The organism is Kandleria vitulina DSM 20405 (genome assembly GCF_000702065.1).
In the GTDB taxonomy this organism is placed as follows: Bacteria; Bacillota_I; Bacilli_A; order Erysipelotrichales; family Coprobacillaceae; genus Kandleria; species Kandleria vitulina.
This window is the reverse complement of the sequence record NZ_KL370860.1, coordinates 9,601-27,673: the sequence shown is the minus strand read 5'-3', so window position 1 is coordinate 27,673 and position 18,073 is coordinate 9,601. Positions and strand designations below refer to the sequence as shown.

Below are 18,073 nucleotides of genomic sequence, written 5' to 3'. Positions count from 1 at the left end.
AACAGGAAGAGTCCTATACATCAAAATCATCATTCTGGGATAGAGATGACATTCCTGTTTACAATGCTGATAATCCAAGAGAATATCAGTTTAGCGGCAAAAGAATACACAGAGGGCAATATAAAACCGCAAGCGGGAAAATAATCAATGCGGATGTTAATGGCGCATTGAACATCATGCGTAAAAGTAGCGTTGTGGATGTTAACATCCTATACGGTAGAGGCGAAGTGGACACGCCTGTAAGAATAAGGATTGCCTGACTTGTCGGGTGGAAACTTAAATATCAAACTTCTTAAATAGAACCGTCAGGTTCTTAGAAGCCACCTACCTTTAGGTGGGTGGTAGTTCACTCATGAAAAACAATTCTACGGGGATGTATCCCATGAATTAAAGACGCCGGTAGCCATTATTCAGACGGAATGTGAATCTTTGATGGAAGATGGTCATGAGGAAGTGGAACGAATTCATGAACACGCCATCAAGATGGGACGTATTATTAATCAGATGTTACTTCTTAGTCGTACTCATCATAAGATAGAAAAAGAAGAAATTAATCTGTCTTTACTTTTTTTAAGTGAAGTTGAACAGATGAGAGAGATTGCGGATAAGAAAGAGATTGTCATTAATTCGGATATTGAAGAAGGTATTCTATATTATGGCGATGAAGTGATGCTTATGAGAATGCTGATGAATCTGTTGGATAATGCGATCAAGTATCAGGAAGAAAAAGGGGTCATCAATGTGCGCCTTTATAAAGATAAAGAGATTGTCCTTATTGTAGAAGATCAAGGAATAGGCATGAGCGATGAAGAAAAGCAACATTTCTTTGATCGATTCTATCGTGGAAAAGGGCGTTACTTAAGTGAAGGAAGCGGCATGGGAATGGCGATTGTGAAATGGATAATAGAGAAGCATCAGGGGAGTATTGAAGTAGAAAGTTCATTAGGAAAAGGGACGAAAATAACAGTTAAACTATAAAGATACGATAAAATGAACTTTTTTTAAAAATTATGTTGCATTTTTGTTTCAATACTGTATAATGCAATACGTACCTAAACGTACAACGTGGGAGGACACTGTCCATATAAACCACAACACGGACAAATTTTATAGGAGGTGTGTCGCGTGAGTAAAAAAGTTGTAAGAGTAATGAAGATTCAGTTCAAAGCTGGACAGGCTAAACCAGGACCAGCACTAGCAGGTGCAGGTATCCAGATGCCTAAATTCTGTACTGCATTCAATGATCAGACTAAAGATCGTATGGGTGAAACAGTACCAGTTGTTTTAACAGTTTATGAAGATAAGAGTTTCGATTTTATCTTAAAAACAGCTCCAGCAAGCGAAATGATCAAAAAGGCTTGTAATCTTAAGAAAGCAGCAAGCGATTCTAAACAGACAGTTGCTACATTATCAGCTGATAAGTTAAAAGAAATTGCTGAATACAAGATGCCTGATCTTAATGCGATTGATATTGAAGGCGCTATGAAGATCATTGCAGGAACAGCTCGTAACATGGGCGTTAAAGTTGAAGGATTAGACGCTTAATCAATTCATTGCATTTGATGGAGATATGATTCCGTCATAATAGTGGGAGGTAACAACCGCTAAGACCACTTTAAGGAGGAAAAAGAAATGGCTAAAAAAGGTAAGAAATACGTAGAAGCTGCTAAATTAGTCGAAAAGGGTAAAGCTTATTCTATCGATGAAGCAGTAGCTTTAGTAAAGAAAACATCTATCACTAAATTTGATGCTGGTGTTGATGTTGCATTCAAATTAAACTTAGATACTAGACATGCAGATCAGCAGTTACGTGGTGCTATTGGTTTACCAAATGGTACTGGTAAAGATAAGAGAGTTTTAGTTATCGCTGAAGGTGCTAAAGCTGAAGAAGCAAAAGCTGCAGGTGCAGATTTTGTTGGTGCTGAAGATGTATTAGAAAATATTGAAAAAGGTTGGTTAGACTTCGATGTAGCTATCGCTACTCCTAACATGATGCCTAAGTTAGGTAAGTTAGGTAGAGTATTAGGACCAAGAGGTTTAATGCCAAACCCTAAGACTGGAACAGTCACTATGGACGTAGAAAAAGCAGTTAAGGAACAGAAAGCCGGTATGGTTAACTACAGAACTGACAAAGATGGTAATGTACATATGCCAATGGGTAGAGTTTCTTTCACTGAAGAAGCTTTAAAAGAAAACTTCTTAACTGTTAAAGATTTAATCTTAAAGGTTAAACCTTCTACAGTAAAAGGGACTTATGTTAAGAATGTTGTAATTTCTACAACTATGGGTCCAAGTATTAAAGTTGAACTTTAATATCAATTAGGTGCAATCAATATACCGTAGACAGTAACTGGCCAATAACCTTAATTTGTTACCGAGGGATATTGTCAAATGACATTGACAAGCTCTCCTCGTGTTAGGAGAGCTTTTATACAGTATATTGTTGCTATATAGAAATTATATAGGAGGAAAAACAATGGCTAAAGAAGTATTAGTAGCTAAACAGGCAATTGTTGATGAAGTTGCAGAAAAGTTAAATAACTCTGCTTCTGTTGTCGTAGCTGAATACCGTGGTTTAACTGTTGCAGAAGTCACTGAACTTCGTACAGCATTAAGAGCTGAAGATGTAGAAATGAAAGTCTACAAGAACAAGCTTGTTAAACGTGCAACTGAAGCTGCAGGCATGAGCGAATTAGATGAATTCTTATCTGGACCAAACGCATTAGTTTTCGGTCATTCAGATGCAGTTGCTCCTGCAAGAGTACTTGCTAAATTTGCTAAAGATCATGAAGCTTTAGTATTAAAAGCAGGTATCGTTGAAGGTAAAATGTGTGATGAAGCTGAAATCAAAGCATTATCAAAATTACCATCAAGAGAAGGTATGTACTCTATGTTATTGGCTTGCTTAAAAGACCCAACTGCAAAAGTTGCAAGAGTTGTTAAAGCATTAGCTGATAAGAAATCTGAAGGTGAAGCAGCACCTGTAGAAACTGCTGAAGCTGCAAGCGAAGAAGCAGCTGCTTAATAAGTAATTAATCGGAGGAAATAAAAATGGCAAAATTAAACATTGAAGATATCTTAGCTTATTTAGAAGAAGCTACAATCTTAGAATTAAATGAATTAGTAAGCGCAATCGAAGAAAAATTTGACGTAACTGCTGCTGCTCCTGTAGCTGTAGCTGCTGCTGGTGCAGAAGAAGATGCTGCTCCTGCAGAAGTAACTGTAACTTTAACTGAAGTTGGAGCTACTAAAGTTGCTGTAATCAAAGCTGTAAGAGAAATCACTGGTTTAGGATTAGTTGATGCTAAGAAATTAGTAGATGCTACTCCAGCTAAGATCAAAGAAAACATCCCAGCTGACGAAGCTGCTAAGATCAAAGAAGCATTAGAAGCTGCTGGTGCATCTGTAGAAGTTAAATAATTTAACCTATACATATTAAGCCCCGAAAGGGGCTTTTTTGTTAACAGATATGGGACACTATTTTACAAACGACCAATTGGAAAGTAAACCTACACGTTTTACTTTCCAGTACCATGGTCATGAATTGATCTTTAATAGCGATAGCGGAGTGTTTTCTAAAACATTTATTGACTATGGTTCTCGTGTTCTTTTAGATGCGGTAGAGATCAAAGATGCACAGACGCTACTAGACCTTGGATGTGGTTATGGTACATTGGGGATTACGTTAAAAGCGTTAAATCCACAGTTGCATGTGACTATGGTGGACGTGAACCGCCGAGCAATTTCTCTTGCAAAAGAGAACATAACGTGTAATAATCTAGATAACATATATGTCTATGAAAGCAATATCTACGAAAATGTAGAGGGTACTTTTGATATGATTCTCTCAAACCCACCAATTAGAGCTGGGAAGAAGGTTGTCCATACTATTCTCGAAGAAGCGTATGATCATCTCAACGAGGGAGGCCGACTTGTCGTAGTCATTAGGAAGAAGCAAGGAGCACCAAGTGCTAAAGCTAAAATGGAAGAAGTATTTGGCAATTGTGAAATCTTAAAGAAGGACAAGGGTTATTACATTTTACAATCATATAAATAAGCGCTGCGAAACAATTAATTTTTTTGAGAAAATTATTGACAAAAAAGTGTTGTTATGATAGCATTCTAAAATGCCAACTCATATCTAAAAGCAGCGCTTTTTGTCATGCTTTTTTATAGGGTGAAGACGTGAGAGAAGGAGTGAAACGGACTTGGAAAAGAATGTAACACGCGATGAGAGACGTATAACTCGACGCGACTATTCACGAATTAGTGGTTCGCTAGAATTGCCTAATCTAGTAGAAATTCAGACTGATTCTTTCAAATGGTTTATTGAAAAAGGTATTAAAGAGGTCTTTGAGGATATTTATCCTATCACAAACTTCAATGAAACATTATCATTGGAATTTGTAGACTGCCATTTCGATCAACCTAAATATGATATTGATGAAAGCAAGGATAGAGATACTATCTATTCTGCTCCATTAAGAGCAACATTACGCCTAGTAAATAACACTACAGGTGAAATCAAAGAAAACGAAGTATTCATGGGAGATTTCCCATTAATGACAGATTCAGGTACATTTATCATTAATGGTGCTGAGCGTGTAATCGTATCTCAGCTTGTCCGTTCTCCTGGAGCGTACTTTGGTAATGGAACTGATAAAGTAGGGAAAACTGTCTTCTCTGGACAGGTAATCCCATCAAGAGGTACTTGGCTTGAATTTGAAAATGACAGTAAAGATGTATTGAATGTACGTATTGACCGTCAGAAGAAGATTCCTGGTACTATTCTTTTACGTGCGCTTGGATTATCAACAAACGAAGAAATCACTGCTGTATTTGGTGAACATGAATTCTTAACAAATACTTTTGAAAAAGATACGACTCATAATACTGATGAAGCATTGATTGAAATTTACAATAAGTTAAGACCTGGTGAACCTGCTACATTAGAAGGTGCCAACTCTTTACTTTATACAAGATTCTTTGATCCTAAGAGATATGATCTTGCTAAAGCTGGTCGTTTTAAATTAGGTAAGAAGTTATCATTATTAGACAGACTTTCAGGAAGAGTACTTGCTGAAGATGTTTATGACGTTGATGGAAATCTTGTATTAAAAGAAGATACTAAAATCACAGTTAAGGAATTAGATATCTTAAAACCAGTATTTGAAGCTGGTGCACATATGCATGACATCAAGACTAATGAAAATATGGACTCTAACTCAAGAGTACAGTGGATTGATGTCTACACAGATGAAACTAAGAGAAGAAAAATGAGAGTTATCGGTACTGATCTTTCATTAAAGAGCAAATTTATCACAATCAGTGATATGATTGCTGCTTATTCTTATATGCTTAACTTAGTTGACATCTTTGAAACAATTGACTTACAGGATCAGGATAGAGTCAACTTAATGAGCAGAATTGGCTTATTGGACGATATCGATCATTTAGGAAACAGACGTGTACGTACTGTTGGTGAATTAGTACAGAACCAGTTCAGAATTGGTTTATCACGTATGGAAAGAGTCGTTAAGGAAAGAATGTCATTATCAGAAGCTGATAGCGTGACTCCTCAGTCTTTAACAAACATTCGTCCATTGACTGCAGCTATCAAAGAATTCTTTGCAAGTTCGCAGTTATCTCAGTTCATGGATCAGATCAACCCATTAGCTGAATTAACTAATAAACGTCGTTTATCTGCGTTAGGTCCTGGTGGTTTATCAAGAGATAGAGCAGGTTATGAAGTCCGTGACGTTCATGCATCTCACTACGGAAGAATCTGTCCAATCGAAACACCTGAAGGTCCAAACATCGGTTTGATCTCAACTTTAGCATCTTATGCAAAAGTTAATGAATATGGATTCATTGAAACTCCATATAGAAAAGTTAATGACTGTGTCATTGACGAAAATGATATCCGTTATTTATCTGCGGATGAAGAAAAGAATTATGTTATTTCTCAGGCTAAGGTTACTACTGATGAAAATGACAGAATTATTGATGAACAGGTTATCGCTCGTCATTTAGGTGAAAACATCATGGCTAAGCCTGAAGAAATCGATTTTATCGATATTTCTCCTAAACAGATCGTATCCGTTGCATCTTCATGTATCCCATTCCTTGAAAACGATGATGCCACTCGTGCCTTGATGGGATGTAACATGCAGCGTCAGGCCGTTCCTCTATTGAATCCTCATGCACCATACGTAGGAACTGGTATGGAAGCACAGGCTGCAAGAGACTCAGGAGCTGCTGTTGTCGCTAAAGAAGCTGGTACTGTCACTTATGTTGATGGTAAGAAAATTATCGTTAAGAATGAAGACAACCAGGAAAGAAAATATAGATTATTAAAATTCGCTGGATCAAATGATGGTACATCTATTAACCATAGACCAATCGTAGAAGTTGGAGATCATGTAGAAAAAGGTGAAATCCTTGCTGATGGTCCATCTATGGAAAAAGGTGAGTTAGCATTAGGTCAGAACGTCTTAGTAGGTTTCATGACATGGAACGGTTATAACTACGAAGATGCGGTTATCATGAGTGAAAGACTTGTGAAAGAAGATGTCTATACTTCAATTCACGTTGAAGAATATGATATCGAATGTAGAGAAACTAAGCTTGGCCCAGAAGAAATTACAAGAGATATCCCTAACGTTGGGGAAGAAGCTCGTTCTAACTTAGACGAAAACGGTATTATCCGTATCGGTGCTGAAGTTAAGGAAGGCGACATCCTTGTAGGTAAAGTTACACCTAAGGGACAGGCAGAATTATCTGCAGAAGAAAAATTATTATTAGCTATCTTTGGTGAAAAATCTAGAGAAGTTAAAGATAACTCATTAAGAGTTCCACATGGTGGGGCTGGTATCGTTCATGATATCAAAGTCTTTGACCGTAAAAACGGTGATGACAACCTTCAGCCAGGTGTAAACTCTGTTGTTAAGGTATATATCATCCAGAAGAGAAAGATCTCTGAAGGTGATAAGATGTCTGGTCGTCATGGTAACAAGGGTGTCATTTCTAAAATCTTACCAATCGAAGATATGCCACATCTTGAAGATGGTACACCACTTGACATCATGCTTAACCCATTAGGGGTACCTTCACGTATGAACATCGGTCAGGTATTGGAATTACACTTAGGTTATGCTGCTAGACAGCTTGGTGGACAGTATTTCGCTACACCAGCCTTCGATGGTATCAATGCAAACGACTTAGCTAACATCATGGATGAAGCAGGTGTTCCTCAGGATGGTAAACAGTGGGTAATCAGCGGACAGACTGGTGAATACTTCGATTCAAAAGTTTCTGTTGGTGTAATGTACATGATCAAACTTTGTCACATGGTTGATGATAAGTTACATGCAAGATCTGTTGGACCATACTCACTTGTTACTCAGCAGCCACTTGGTGGTAAAGCTCAGAACGGTGGACAGAGATTCGGGGAAATGGAAGTTTGGGCCCTTGAAGCATATGGTGCTGCTTACACATTAAGAGAAATCTTAACAGTTAAGTCAGATGACGTTGTAGGACGTGTTAAGACATATGAAGCAATCGTTAAGGGACAGAAATTACCAGAACCTGGTTTACCAGAATCATTCCGTGTATTAACAAAAGAATTACAGGCATTGGCATTAGATGTTGAATTATTAGACGATGATGGCAATGAAGTACAGATGAGCAATATCGAAGATGAAGAACGTCGTTTCCCAAGATCATTCGATAATGAAAAGAAAGCTCATGAAGAAAAGAAAGAAGAAGCAGTAGAAGAAGCATCAGAAGCACCAGCTTCTGATGAAGAAGCTGCATTAGATAGCTATAATGATGAACAGACAGACGCTGCTATCAACAATATCATGGCAGCTTTGGCTGGATCAGAAGAGGATGAGGAGGAAGAATAATGGCATCAAATACAAATTTCTCAGCAATCCGTATTGGATTAGCCTCTCCAGAAAAGATCCGTGCTTGGTCTCATGGTGAAGTTAAGAAACCGGAAACAATCAACTACCGTTCACAGAAACCTGAAAAAGATGGGTTATTCTGTGAACGCATCTTCGGTCCTATGAAGGACTGGGAATGTGCCTGCGGTAAGTATAAGAAAATCAGATATAAAGGTGTTGTCTGTGATCGATGCGGTGTTGAAGTCACTAAGTCTTCAGTTCGTAGAGAAAGAATGGGACATATCGAATTAGCAACTCCAGTTGCTCATATCTGGTATTTAAAGGGTATTCCTTCAAGAATGGGATTAATCCTTGATATGCCTGCAAAACAGCTAGAAGAAATCATTTACTTCGTTTCTTACGTTGTTACTGATAAAGGAACTACTCCTTTGGAATTCAAGCAGGTATTATCTGAAAGAGATTATCGTAACTGTAGAGAAAAATTCGGAAATCAGTTCGAAGCTAAGATCGGTGCAGAAGCCATTAAGATCTTATTACAGAAAGTCGATCTTGATAGCGAATTTGAAACAGTTATGCATGAATTAAGAGAAGCTCAGGGACAGAAACGTCAGAAGCTTCTTAAGAGACTTGACGCAATTGAAGCATTCAGAGAGTCTGAAAATCAGCCAGAATGGATGATCTTGGATGTACTTCCAGTTATCCCACCTGATTTAAGACCAATGCTTCAGCTTGACGGTGGACGTTTTGCGACAAGTGATTTGAACGATTTATATCGTCGTGTTATCACTCGTAACAACCGTCTTAAGAAATTATTGGAATTAGGTACTCCTTCAATTATCGTACAGAACGAAAAACGTATGTTACAGGAAGCTGTTGATGCGTTAATCGATAACGGTAGAAGAAGCAAACCTATCACTGGTGCAGGTGGAAGACCATTAAAGTCTTTATCACATACACTTAAAGGTAAGCAGGGTCGTTTCAGACAGAACTTACTTGGTAAGCGTGTAGACTACTCAGGACGTTCAGTTATCGCAGTAGGTCCAAGCTTAAAGATGTATCAGTGTGGTATTCCAAGAGAAATGGCCATCAATTTATTTAAGCCATTCGTTATCTCTGGTTTAGTTAGAGAACAGCTTGCAACTAACATCAAGGCAGCTGAAAGAATGATTGACAAGATGGATGATGCTATCTGGCCAATCGTTGAAGAAGTTATTAAAGAACATCCAGTTCTTCTTAACCGTGCGCCAACATTACATAGACTTGGTATCCAGGCATTCGAACCAATCTTAGTTGAAGGTCGTGCTATTCGTCTTCATCCATTGATGTGTCCAGCGTTCAACGCCGACTTCGATGGTGACCAGATGGCCGTTCACGTTCCACTTGGTGAAGAAGCAATCCAGGAAGCAAGACAGCTTATGTTAGGTTCACGAAACATCCTTGGTCCTAAGGATGGTAAGCCAATCGTTACTCCATCACAGGATATGGTGCTTGGTAACTACTACTTAACTACAGAAGTTGCTGGCAAGATTGGTGAAGGTACAGTCTTCGCTGACGTTAACGAAGTATTAATGGCTTATGATGCCAAAACAGTACACTTACATACAAGATGTGCAATCAGAGGTGCATCTTTACATAACAAGACATTTACTGAAGAACAGAACAACAGTTACTTGATTACTTCAGTAGGTAAGATTATCTTCAACATGATCTTTGACGGAGAATTCCCATTCATGAACGAAGATAGCAACGAAAACCTTAAAGGAACTCCTGATAAGTTCTTTGTTCCAATGGGAACTGATATTAAGGAACATATCAAGAAACAGGAAATCATTCATCCATTTACTAAGAAGACACTTGAACACATCATCGATGAAGCATTCAAGACTGTCCATAGTGAAGAAATCAGCGTAATGCTTGATAAGATGAAAGATCAGGGATATCATTTCTCAACAGTTGCTGCATTAACAGTATCAGTTGCCGATATCCAGATTCCAGAAGCAAAATATGAATTATTCGAAGAAGCAGATGAATCTCTTGAAACAATCAAGAAGTTATATGCTAAGGGTAAATTAACTGAAACAGAACGTTATCATGCGGTAATTAAGTTATGGACTGATATCAAAGATCAGGTACAGGCTGTCGTATTTGATGAATTCGTTTCTGATATTACAAACCCAATCTTCATCATGTCAGATTCAGGTGCCCGTGGTAATATCTCGAACTTCACTCAGCTCGTAGGTATGCGTGGTCTTATGTCCAACCCTAAGGGTGAAACAATCGAATTACCTATCAAGTCTGCCTTACGAGAAGGTTTAACAGCATCAGAGTTCTTCATTTCTACACATGGTGCACGTAAAGGTTCTACCGATACTGCGTTAAAGACTGCCGATTCAGGTTACTTGACAAGACGTCTTGTCGATGTATCTCAGGAAGTTATTGTTACAGAAGAAGACTGTGGTACTGATAAAGGATTCATGGTTTCTGCATTAATCAATACTGCAGATAACAGTGAAATCGTACCATTGGAAGACAGATTGATCGGACGTACTTCACTTAAAGATATCGTTCATCCAGAAACAGGCGAAATCATCGTTCATGCTGGTGAACTTATGAATGAAAACAGCGCTGCTGCAGTAGTAAATGCTGGTATTGAAGAAGTAGAAATCAGATCAGTATTCGGATGCCGTGCTAAATCAGGTGTCTGCTGCAAGTGTTATGGTAGAAACTTAGCAACTGGTGAACCAGTTGAAATCGGTGAAACAATCGGTATCATGGCTGCTCAGTCTATCGGTGAACCAGGTACACAGTTAACAATGCGTACTTTCCACCAGGGTGGGGTTGCCGGTGATGCGGATATCACTCAGGGTCTTCCTCGTATTCAGGAATTGTTTGAAGCGAGAAATCCTAAGGCTAAATCTATCATCTCAGAAATCGCTGGTACTGTAACTTCAATTATCGACAATGGTGGTCGTGCTGAAGTTGTTGTTTCTAACGATTTAGAAACTAAGTCTTATTTAGCTCCTTACGGTGCAAAATTAAGAGTTGTTGAAGGGGACGAAGTAGAAGTCGGTGGCAAGATCACTGAAGGTTCTATCGATCCTAAAGAATTATTAGCTGTTGCTGATGTAAGAGCAGTTGAAAACTATATCTTGAAGGAAGTACAGAAAGTATATAGACTTCAGGGTATCGAAATTTCTGATAAACATATCGAAATCATCGTACGTCAGATGTTAAAACGTATGAGAATCGTCGATGGTGGGGACACTGGTGTATTACCAGGAAGCCATGTCTCTGTACAGACATTCACTGAAATCAATAGAGAAGCTTTACATGAAGGTAAACACCCAGCTGTTGGTAGACCAATCTTACTTGGTATCACTAAAGCATCTCTTGATACTGATTCTTGGTTATCAGCTGCATCATTCCAGGAAACTACAAGAATCCTTACTGATGCTTCTATCAAGGGTAAAGTGGATGATCTTAAGGGACTTAAAGAAAATGTTATCATCGGTCACTTATTGCCAGCAGGTACTGGTTTAAGAGGTCCTCTTAAATCACCTGAAACTATAGCAAAAGAAAAAGAAGAAGCAGAAAGACTTGCTGCACTTGAAAGAAGCGAGGAAGAAGCTGAATTCTTTAACCCAGATGATGCTACATTCAATGAACCTGAAGAATTCATTGCTCATTAATAAATTAAGATCGAACGTGTAAACGTTCGGTCTTTTTTATACTTAAATAGCTATTTGAAACGTGAGGAACCGTTGTTTAATAGTAAAGAAGAACGAAAAGCATAACATGCTGATAAACAGGATATTTTTCACTGAATGAAACACACGGAAAAGTTGTTTAAAAAATTACACTAAAAGTATTGACTTAAACAAAATGATTATGTATTATATCTAAGGTGCTTGATTAATGGAGCATCAATTTAAATGGAAATTTCTGAAACACCCGGAAAAGTGTGTTAGAAAGAAAGGAGAAAACAATGCCTACAATTAATCAGTTAGTTAGAAAAGGACGTAGTGAAAAAGTAAAGAAATATAAATCTCCAGCTTTAAATAGAGGTTATAACTCTTTAGCAAAGAAAGCTACTAAGGTAGCATCACCTCAGAAACGTGGTGTATGTACTCGTGTAGCTACTATGACACCTAAAAAACCAAACTCTGCGTTAAGAAAATATGCCAGAGTCAGATTATCTAATGGCTTAGAAGTTACTGCATATATCCCAGGTATCGGTCATAACTTACAGGAACACTCAGTTGTTCTTATTCGTGGTGGACGTGTAAAGGATTTACCAGGGGTTCGTTACCATATTATCCGTGGTACAATGGACTGTGCTGGTGTTAAAGACCGTATGCAGGGACGCTCTCGTTACGGAGCTAAAAAACCAAAGAAATAAAATAGGAGGAATTGCTAATGTCTAGAAAAGGACGTATTGCTAAGAGAGATGTTTTACCTGATCCAGTGTACAATAGCAAAACTATTACTAAACTAATCAACAACATCATGCTCGATGGTAAAAAAGGTGTTGCTCAGAACATCTTATATAGTGCATTTAATAAAGTAGAAGCTAAGACTGGCAAACCAGCTATGGAAGTATTTGATGCTGCAATCAACAACATCATGCCTGTACTTGAATTAAAGGTAAGACGTGTTGGTGGAGCTAACTACCAGGTACCAGTTGAAGTTTCACCAGAAAGAAGAATGACATTAGGTTTAAGATGGTTAACTCAGTATTCACGTTTAAGAAACGAAAATACTATGGTTGATCGTTTAGCTAATGAAATTATCGATGCTTCTAACGGAACAGGTGCTTCTGTTAAGAAGAAAGATGATACTCACAAAATGGCTGAAGCAAACAAAGCTTTCGCACATTTCCGTTGGTAAGATTGTTTTATTTATTAATAAAATTATTAAAAGGAGAAAAATATGGCTCGTGAATATCCATTAGAGAAAACACGTAATATCGGTATCATGGCTCACATCGATGCTGGTAAAACAACAACTACAGAACGTGTTCTCTATTATACAGGTAGAATTCATAAGATCGGTGAAACACATGATGGTGCTTCTCAGATGGACTGGATGGAACAGGAACAGGAACGTGGTATCACTATCACTTCTGCTGCAACTACAGCTCATTGGAAAGGTCATAGAATCAACATCATCGATACACCGGGCCACGTAGATTTCACTGTCGAAGTTGAAAGATCTTTACGTGTTCTTGATGGTGCTGTTACTGTACTTGATTCAAAGGCAGGGGTTGAACCTCAGACTGAAACAGTATGGAGACAGGCTACAACTTATGGTGTACCAAGAATCGTATTCTCTAACAAGATGGATGCTACAGGTGCTGATTTCATCATGTCACTTGAATCTATCGGTAAGAGATTAGGTGCTAATGCTGTTGCATTACAGTTACCTATCGGTGCTGAATCTGAATTCGAAGGTATTATTGACTTATTAAAAATGAAGGCTTTATACTTCGAAGGTGCAGAAGGTCAGGAAGTTGTTGAAAAAGAAATTCCTGAAGAATACCAGGCACAGGCTGCTGAATATCATGAAAAATTATTAGAAGCAGCTGCATCATTTGATGATGATTTATTAATGCAGGTTCTTGAAGGTGAAGAACCAGCAGTTGAAGATGTTAAAGCTGCTATCCGTAAAGGTACATTAGCAGTTGAATTATTCCCAGTATTATGTGGATCAGCATACAAAGATAAAGGTGTACAGCCAATGCTAGATGCAGTTATCGATTACTTACCTGCACCTACTGATGTACCTTCTATCAAGGGTGTTGATGAAAATGAAGCAGAAATTGAAAGACATCCTTCTGATGAAGAACCATTCGCTGCTTTAGCATTCAAGGTTATGACTGACCCTTATGTTGGTAAATTAACATTCTTCCGTGTATACTCAGGTACTGCTTCATCTGGTACTTATGTATTAAACTCTACAAAAGACAAGAGAGAACGTTTAGGACGTATCTTACAGATGCATGCCAATACACGTAAAGAAATCGATGAAGTTTACGCAGGAGATATCGCTGCTGCAGTAGGTTTCAAAAATACAACAACTGGTGATACTCTTTGTGATGAAGATAACTTTGTTATCCTTGAAAAGATGGAATTCCCAGAACCAGTTATTGAATTAGCTATCGAACCTAAGACTAAACAGGATAACGATAAGTTAGGTACAGCCTTAGCTAAGTTAGCTGAAGAAGATCCAACTTTCAGAACTTCTACAAACCCTGAAACTGGTGATACTATTATCGCTGGTATGGGTGAATTACACTTAGATGTCATCGTTGACAGATTAAAGAGAGAATTCAAGGTTGAAGCAAATGTAGGTGCTCCTCAGGTTGCTTACCGTGAAACTATCACTCAGGCCGCTGACGTTGAAGGTAAGTTCATCAGACAGTCTGGTGGTCGTGGTCAGTACGGTCATGTATGGATCAAATTTGAACCAAATGAAGGAAAAGGTTTCGAATTCGTTGACGCTATCGTCGGTGGTTCAGTACCAAGAGAATACATTGGTTCTGTAAAACAGGGTCTTGAAGATGCATTAAATAACGGTATCGTTGCTGGATATCCAGTATTAGATATCAAAGCGACATTATTCGATGGTTCTTACCATGATGTCGATTCATCTGAACAGGCTTATAAGATTGCTGCTTCTATGGCATTAAAGAATGCTGCTAAGAAGTGTGCTCCAGTTATCCTTGAACCAATCATGAAAGTTGAAGTTACTGCTCCAGCTGAATACTTAGGTTCTGTAATGGGTGACGTTTCTTCTCGTCGTGGTATGATCGATGGACAGGAAGAAAGAGGAAACGCAGTAGTTGTTCAGGCTTCTGTACCTCTATCAGAAATGTTCGGTTACGCAACTGACTTAAGATCATTCACACAGGGTCGTGGAAACTATGTAATGCAGTTCGATAGATACGAACAGGTTCCAAAGTCAATTAGAGAAGAAATCATTAAGAAAAAAGGCGCAAACGCTGAATAATTAAATTAATTGAATTATGTTGATTTTTGGCATTAATTCATATAGAATGTATTTGTAAAATTTTATATTTAGGAGGAAGACCTTAAATGGCAAAAGAACATTTTAACCGTGAGAAAACTCACGTAAACGTTGGTACTATTGGTCATGTCGATCATGGTAAAACTACATTAACTGCTGCTATCACAAAATACTTAGCAGATAAGGGTATGGCTCAGTTCGAAGATTACGCTGATATCGATGCTGCTCCAGAAGAAAAAGAACGTGGTATCACAATCAATACAGCTCACGTTGAATATGAAACAGAAGGACGTCACTATGCACACGTTGACTGTCCAGGCCATGCTGACTACATCAAGAACATGATCACTGGTGCAGCTCAGATGGATGGTTCTATCTTAGTTGTTGCTGCAACTGATGGACCTATGCCACAGACAAGAGAACATATCTTATTATCTCGTCAGGTTGGTGTACCATACATCATCGTATTCTTAAACAAATGCGATATGGTTGATGACGAAGAATTAATCGAATTAGTAGAAATGGAAGTTCGTGAATTATTAAATGAATACGATTTCCCAGGAGATGACACTCCAGTTATCCGTGGTTCTGCATTAAAAGCTCTTGAAGGAGATCCAAAATGGGTTGCTCCTATCCAGGAATTATTAGACACTATGGATTCTTATATCCCTGATCCAGTCAGAGATACTGATAAACCATTCTTAATGCCAGTCGAAGACGTATTCACAATCACTGGACGTGGTACAGTTGCTACTGGTAGAGTAGAACGTGGACAGTTAAACTTAAATGATCCAATCGAAATCGTTGGTATCAAAGAAACTCAGTCAACAGTTGCTACTGGTATCGAAATGTTCCGTAAGTTATTAGACTACGCTCTAGCTGGTGATAACGTTGGTGTATTATTAAGAGGTATCAACAGAGACCAGATCGAAAGAGGTCAGGTTTTAGCTAAACCAGGATCAGTACATCCACATAAGAAATTCAAATCTCAGGTTTACGTATTATCAAAAGACGAAGGTGGACGTCATACTCCATTCTTCGCTAACTATAGACCACAGTTCTATTTCAGAACTACTGACATCACTGGTATCATCGAATTACCAGAAGGTGTAGAAATGGTTATGCCTGGCGATAACGTTGAATTAACAGTTGAATTAATTCACCCAATCGCTATCGAAAACGGTACTCGTTTCTCTATCCGTGAAGGTGGTAGAACAGTTGGTGCTGGTAACGTTTCTGAAATCATTGACTAATCATTACGTTACATTCGAAGAAGATATCCTTGGATATCTTCTTTTTTTTATGTTAATGTAGTCTGGCTCAATTTCAAGAGTGGGGGATAAATGATTTCAAAAATCATTTATCCCCACTTTTATTATAGAACACGTTTTGTATAATCGGGATTTCTGATTTTTTATTATACAAAACGCTCCGCGGGATGCGCACCTCGCGGAGAAGAAGTTAAATGCTTCGCATTACCGCTCGGGCACAAAAGAGTTAAATTTTCATATCTGGTAATTAGCAGGATGACTAATTACCAGATATGATATTTAAAATGATTCTTGTGTTTTGATTGTCACAAAATAGTCAAATTGGTATATTGAAATTAGATTAAAAGAATAAGTTAAAAAATGGATTGTAAAAGTCCAAAAAATCATAATAGGAGGTAGAACTTATGAAGATGAAGAAACTCACAACATTCGCACTTGCAGCAGCATTTACGATAGGAACATTTGGAATAAGTGTTCCGGTAAAAGCTGCAGAAAACAGTACGGATTACACAATTACCATTCCGGCAACTTTGACGGTAGAACAAAAGGGCTGGAATGCAACAGACGGCATTAAAGCACAGGTAAAAAGCGGTGATATCTTTGACTCAGGTAAGAAACTGACAGTGACAGCAAAATCAACAAATAGCTGGGCTTTGAAGTCTGGTGCGAATACCATAGGTTACAATCTGGCAACAACCACAGGTACATACAGCAGCAGCGCAACACCTGCATCATGGGAGTTCTCAGCTACAGACTTAAATGCAGATGGTGGCAAGACCAATCCTATGGGCATCATAGTAGAAGATTATAGTAGTAAGCCTGCCGGAGAATATAAGGACACCGTGACCTTTACGGCGAAGGTGGAAAACAATCTTGTCTCGTTTACTATAAAGAGGGATGTGAGTTATTCTTCATCAGGAAATTACACTGTTGCCCCAGGCACTACATGGAGGCAATTTATTGAAAGCGGTAACGCTCCGGCTTCCGTGACCATATATGGGTCCAATGTTTGGCATGATCTTAACACCACTGTGAGAGATTGCGGAGGAACATTTATTTGTAACACGGCGGATAATAGATATGTTAGGCCTGATGAGGCTATAATTGATGGTGCTACATATGCATGTGAAGATTATGTAGGTTATAAAGGCCATGATTGAGCCATGAATTTTTAAGTTTATATATGTGGTTAACATTAAGAATAAAAGAACGAGAAAAACAGGGAGGGTGTCCATTAGGATAGCGCCTGCAGATATTTAAACATGCGAAAAGACTAACTAATTTAGCACGGAAAGGTCGTGAGTAAATGAACATAAAATTAAATAAAATCCTTACGGCTTTTCTGATAGTCATGCTGGCTTTTGGAACTCTTACCGGCTGCTTGGGTGATTCGGGAGGAAATACTGATAAGCCTAAGAAGGATTACAGCAATATAGTAGAGAATTCCAATATTTCCATTCCCGGATATGAGAGCCTTGAATTAAAGGCAGAGACGCAGAAACAGAATGTGAATTTCTACAATCCGATCTGGTAATTAGCAGGATGATTAATTTTAGATATGATATTTAAAATGCTTCTTGTGTTTTGATTGTCACAAAATAGTCAAATTGGTATATTGAAATTAGATTAAAAGAATGAGTTAAAAAATGGATTGTAAAAGTCCAAAAAATCATAATAGGAGGTAGAACTTATGAAGATGAAGAAACTCGCAACATTCGCACTTGCAACAGCATTTACGATAGGAACATTTGGAATAAGTGTTCCGGTAAAAGCAGCAGAAAACAGTACGGATTACACAATTACCATTCCGGCAACTTTGACGGTAGAACAAAAGGGCTGGAATGCAACAGACGGCATTAAAGCACAGGT

The 18,073-nt window shown here is 38.2% G+C and carries 15 protein-coding genes, 1 pseudogene and 1 other annotated feature; all 16 genes and pseudogenes read left to right on the top strand.

The features are described from left to right. A partial coding sequence (locus tag T513_RS0111335) for a transposase (protein ID WP_238551744.1) occupies positions 1-260 on the top strand: 260 nt, incomplete at its 5' end. 109 nt (positions 261-369) lie between these two features. Beyond that, positions 370-513 (top strand): annotated as a pseudogene (locus T513_RS12600) (histidine kinase dimerization/phospho-acceptor domain-containing protein); the annotation flags it as partial. Continuing rightward, the gene (locus tag T513_RS12595) at positions 505-978 is read left to right on the top strand and encodes a sensor histidine kinase (RefSeq protein WP_338010448.1); all 474 of its coding nucleotides are present in this window, start codon (positions 505-507) and stop codon (positions 976-978) included. The pseudogene T513_RS12600 and the gene T513_RS12595, both read left to right, overlap by 9 nt. Positions 979-1,125: 147 nt before the next feature. Then, positions 1,126-1,545: a 50S ribosomal protein L11 gene (gene rplK, locus T513_RS0111325; protein ID WP_029071087.1), complete on the top strand. Its 420-nt coding sequence runs from the start codon at positions 1,126-1,128 to the stop codon at positions 1,543-1,545. An 87-nt stretch (positions 1,546-1,632) separates the two neighbouring features. Next, positions 1,633-2,313: a 50S ribosomal protein L1 gene (gene rplA / locus T513_RS0111320; RefSeq protein ID WP_029071088.1), complete on the top strand. Its 681-nt coding sequence runs from the start codon at positions 1,633-1,635 to the stop codon at positions 2,311-2,313. 6 nt (positions 2,314-2,319) lie between these two features. Beyond that, positions 2,320-2,441: a sequence feature (ribosomal protein L10 leader region), on the top strand. Positions 2,442-2,476: 35 nt separating this feature from the next. Next, complete coding sequence (rplJ, locus tag T513_RS0111315; protein ID WP_031590163.1) at positions 2,477-3,025, top strand: 50S ribosomal protein L10; 549 nt, start codon at positions 2,477-2,479, stop codon at positions 3,023-3,025. Positions 3,026-3,051: 26 nt separating this feature from the next. Further along, the gene (rplL, locus tag T513_RS0111310) at positions 3,052-3,420 is read left to right on the top strand and encodes a 50S ribosomal protein L7/L12 (RefSeq protein WP_029071090.1); all 369 of its coding nucleotides are present in this window, start codon (positions 3,052-3,054) and stop codon (positions 3,418-3,420) included. A 49-nt stretch (positions 3,421-3,469) separates the two neighbouring features. Then, on the top strand, positions 3,470-4,057 hold the full coding sequence (locus T513_RS0111305) for a class I SAM-dependent methyltransferase (RefSeq protein ID WP_031590162.1): 588 nt from the start codon (positions 3,470-3,472) through the stop codon (positions 4,055-4,057). A gap of 151 nt (positions 4,058-4,208) precedes the next feature. After that, positions 4,209-7,907: a DNA-directed RNA polymerase subunit beta gene (rpoB, locus tag T513_RS0111300; RefSeq protein ID WP_029071092.1), complete on the top strand. Its 3,699-nt coding sequence runs from the start codon at positions 4,209-4,211 to the stop codon at positions 7,905-7,907. Then, the gene (rpoC, locus tag T513_RS0111295; RefSeq protein WP_029072789.1) at positions 7,907-11,596 is read left to right on the top strand and encodes a DNA-directed RNA polymerase subunit beta'; all 3,690 of its coding nucleotides are present in this window, start codon (positions 7,907-7,909) and stop codon (positions 11,594-11,596) included. Before rpoB ends, rpoC begins: the two co-directional genes overlap by 1 nt. A gap of 296 nt (positions 11,597-11,892) precedes the next feature. Continuing rightward, a complete protein-coding gene (gene rpsL, locus T513_RS0111290) occupies positions 11,893-12,306 on the top strand; it encodes a 30S ribosomal protein S12 (RefSeq protein ID WP_029071094.1) in 414 nt (137 codons plus the stop codon). Between the two features lie 17 nt (positions 12,307-12,323). Continuing rightward, positions 12,324-12,794, top strand: coding sequence for a 30S ribosomal protein S7 (gene rpsG / locus T513_RS0111285; protein WP_029071095.1), 471 nt, complete (start codon positions 12,324-12,326; stop codon positions 12,792-12,794). Between the two features lie 42 nt (positions 12,795-12,836). Continuing rightward, on the top strand, positions 12,837-14,915 hold the full coding sequence (gene fusA / locus T513_RS0111280; RefSeq protein ID WP_031590161.1) for an elongation factor G: 2,079 nt from the start codon (positions 12,837-12,839) through the stop codon (positions 14,913-14,915). Between the two features lie 86 nt (positions 14,916-15,001). After that, on the top strand, positions 15,002-16,186 hold the full coding sequence (gene tuf / locus T513_RS0111275; protein ID WP_031590160.1) for an elongation factor Tu: 1,185 nt from the start codon (positions 15,002-15,004) through the stop codon (positions 16,184-16,186). 422 nt (positions 16,187-16,608) lie between these two features. Continuing rightward, entirely contained in the window at positions 16,609-17,364 is a 756-nt protein-coding gene (locus T513_RS0111270; protein WP_031590159.1) for a hypothetical protein, read from the top strand. 146 nt (positions 17,365-17,510) lie between these two features. Next, positions 17,511-17,738 (top strand): hypothetical protein, encoded by a 228-nt coding sequence (locus tag T513_RS0111265; RefSeq protein WP_031590158.1) that lies wholly within the window; start codon positions 17,511-17,513, stop codon positions 17,736-17,738. Positions 17,739-18,073: the final 335 nt, after the last annotated feature.

Coding starts and splice junctions, on each gene's coding strand:
- T513_RS12595 (WP_338010448.1), top strand. CDS start 505: ATGTTACTTCTTAGTCGTACTCATCATAAGATAGAAAAAGAAGAAATT.
- rplA (WP_029071088.1), top strand. CDS start 1,633: ATGGCTAAAAAAGGTAAGAAATACGTAGAAGCTGCTAAATTAGTCGAA.
- rplJ (WP_031590163.1), top strand. CDS start 2,477: ATGGCTAAAGAAGTATTAGTAGCTAAACAGGCAATTGTTGATGAAGTT.
- rplL (WP_029071090.1), top strand. CDS start 3,052: ATGGCAAAATTAAACATTGAAGATATCTTAGCTTATTTAGAAGAAGCT.
- T513_RS0111305 (WP_031590162.1), top strand. CDS start 3,470: ATGGGACACTATTTTACAAACGACCAATTGGAAAGTAAACCTACACGT.
- rpoC (WP_029072789.1), top strand. CDS start 7,907: ATGGCATCAAATACAAATTTCTCAGCAATCCGTATTGGATTAGCCTCT.
- rpsL (WP_029071094.1), top strand. CDS start 11,893: ATGCCTACAATTAATCAGTTAGTTAGAAAAGGACGTAGTGAAAAAGTA.
- rpsG (WP_029071095.1), top strand. CDS start 12,324: ATGTCTAGAAAAGGACGTATTGCTAAGAGAGATGTTTTACCTGATCCA.
- fusA (WP_031590161.1), top strand. CDS start 12,837: ATGGCTCGTGAATATCCATTAGAGAAAACACGTAATATCGGTATCATG.
- tuf (WP_031590160.1), top strand. CDS start 15,002: ATGGCAAAAGAACATTTTAACCGTGAGAAAACTCACGTAAACGTTGGT.
- T513_RS0111270 (WP_031590159.1), top strand. CDS start 16,609: ATGAAGATGAAGAAACTCACAACATTCGCACTTGCAGCAGCATTTACG.
- T513_RS0111265 (WP_031590158.1), top strand. CDS start 17,511: ATGAACATAAAATTAAATAAAATCCTTACGGCTTTTCTGATAGTCATG.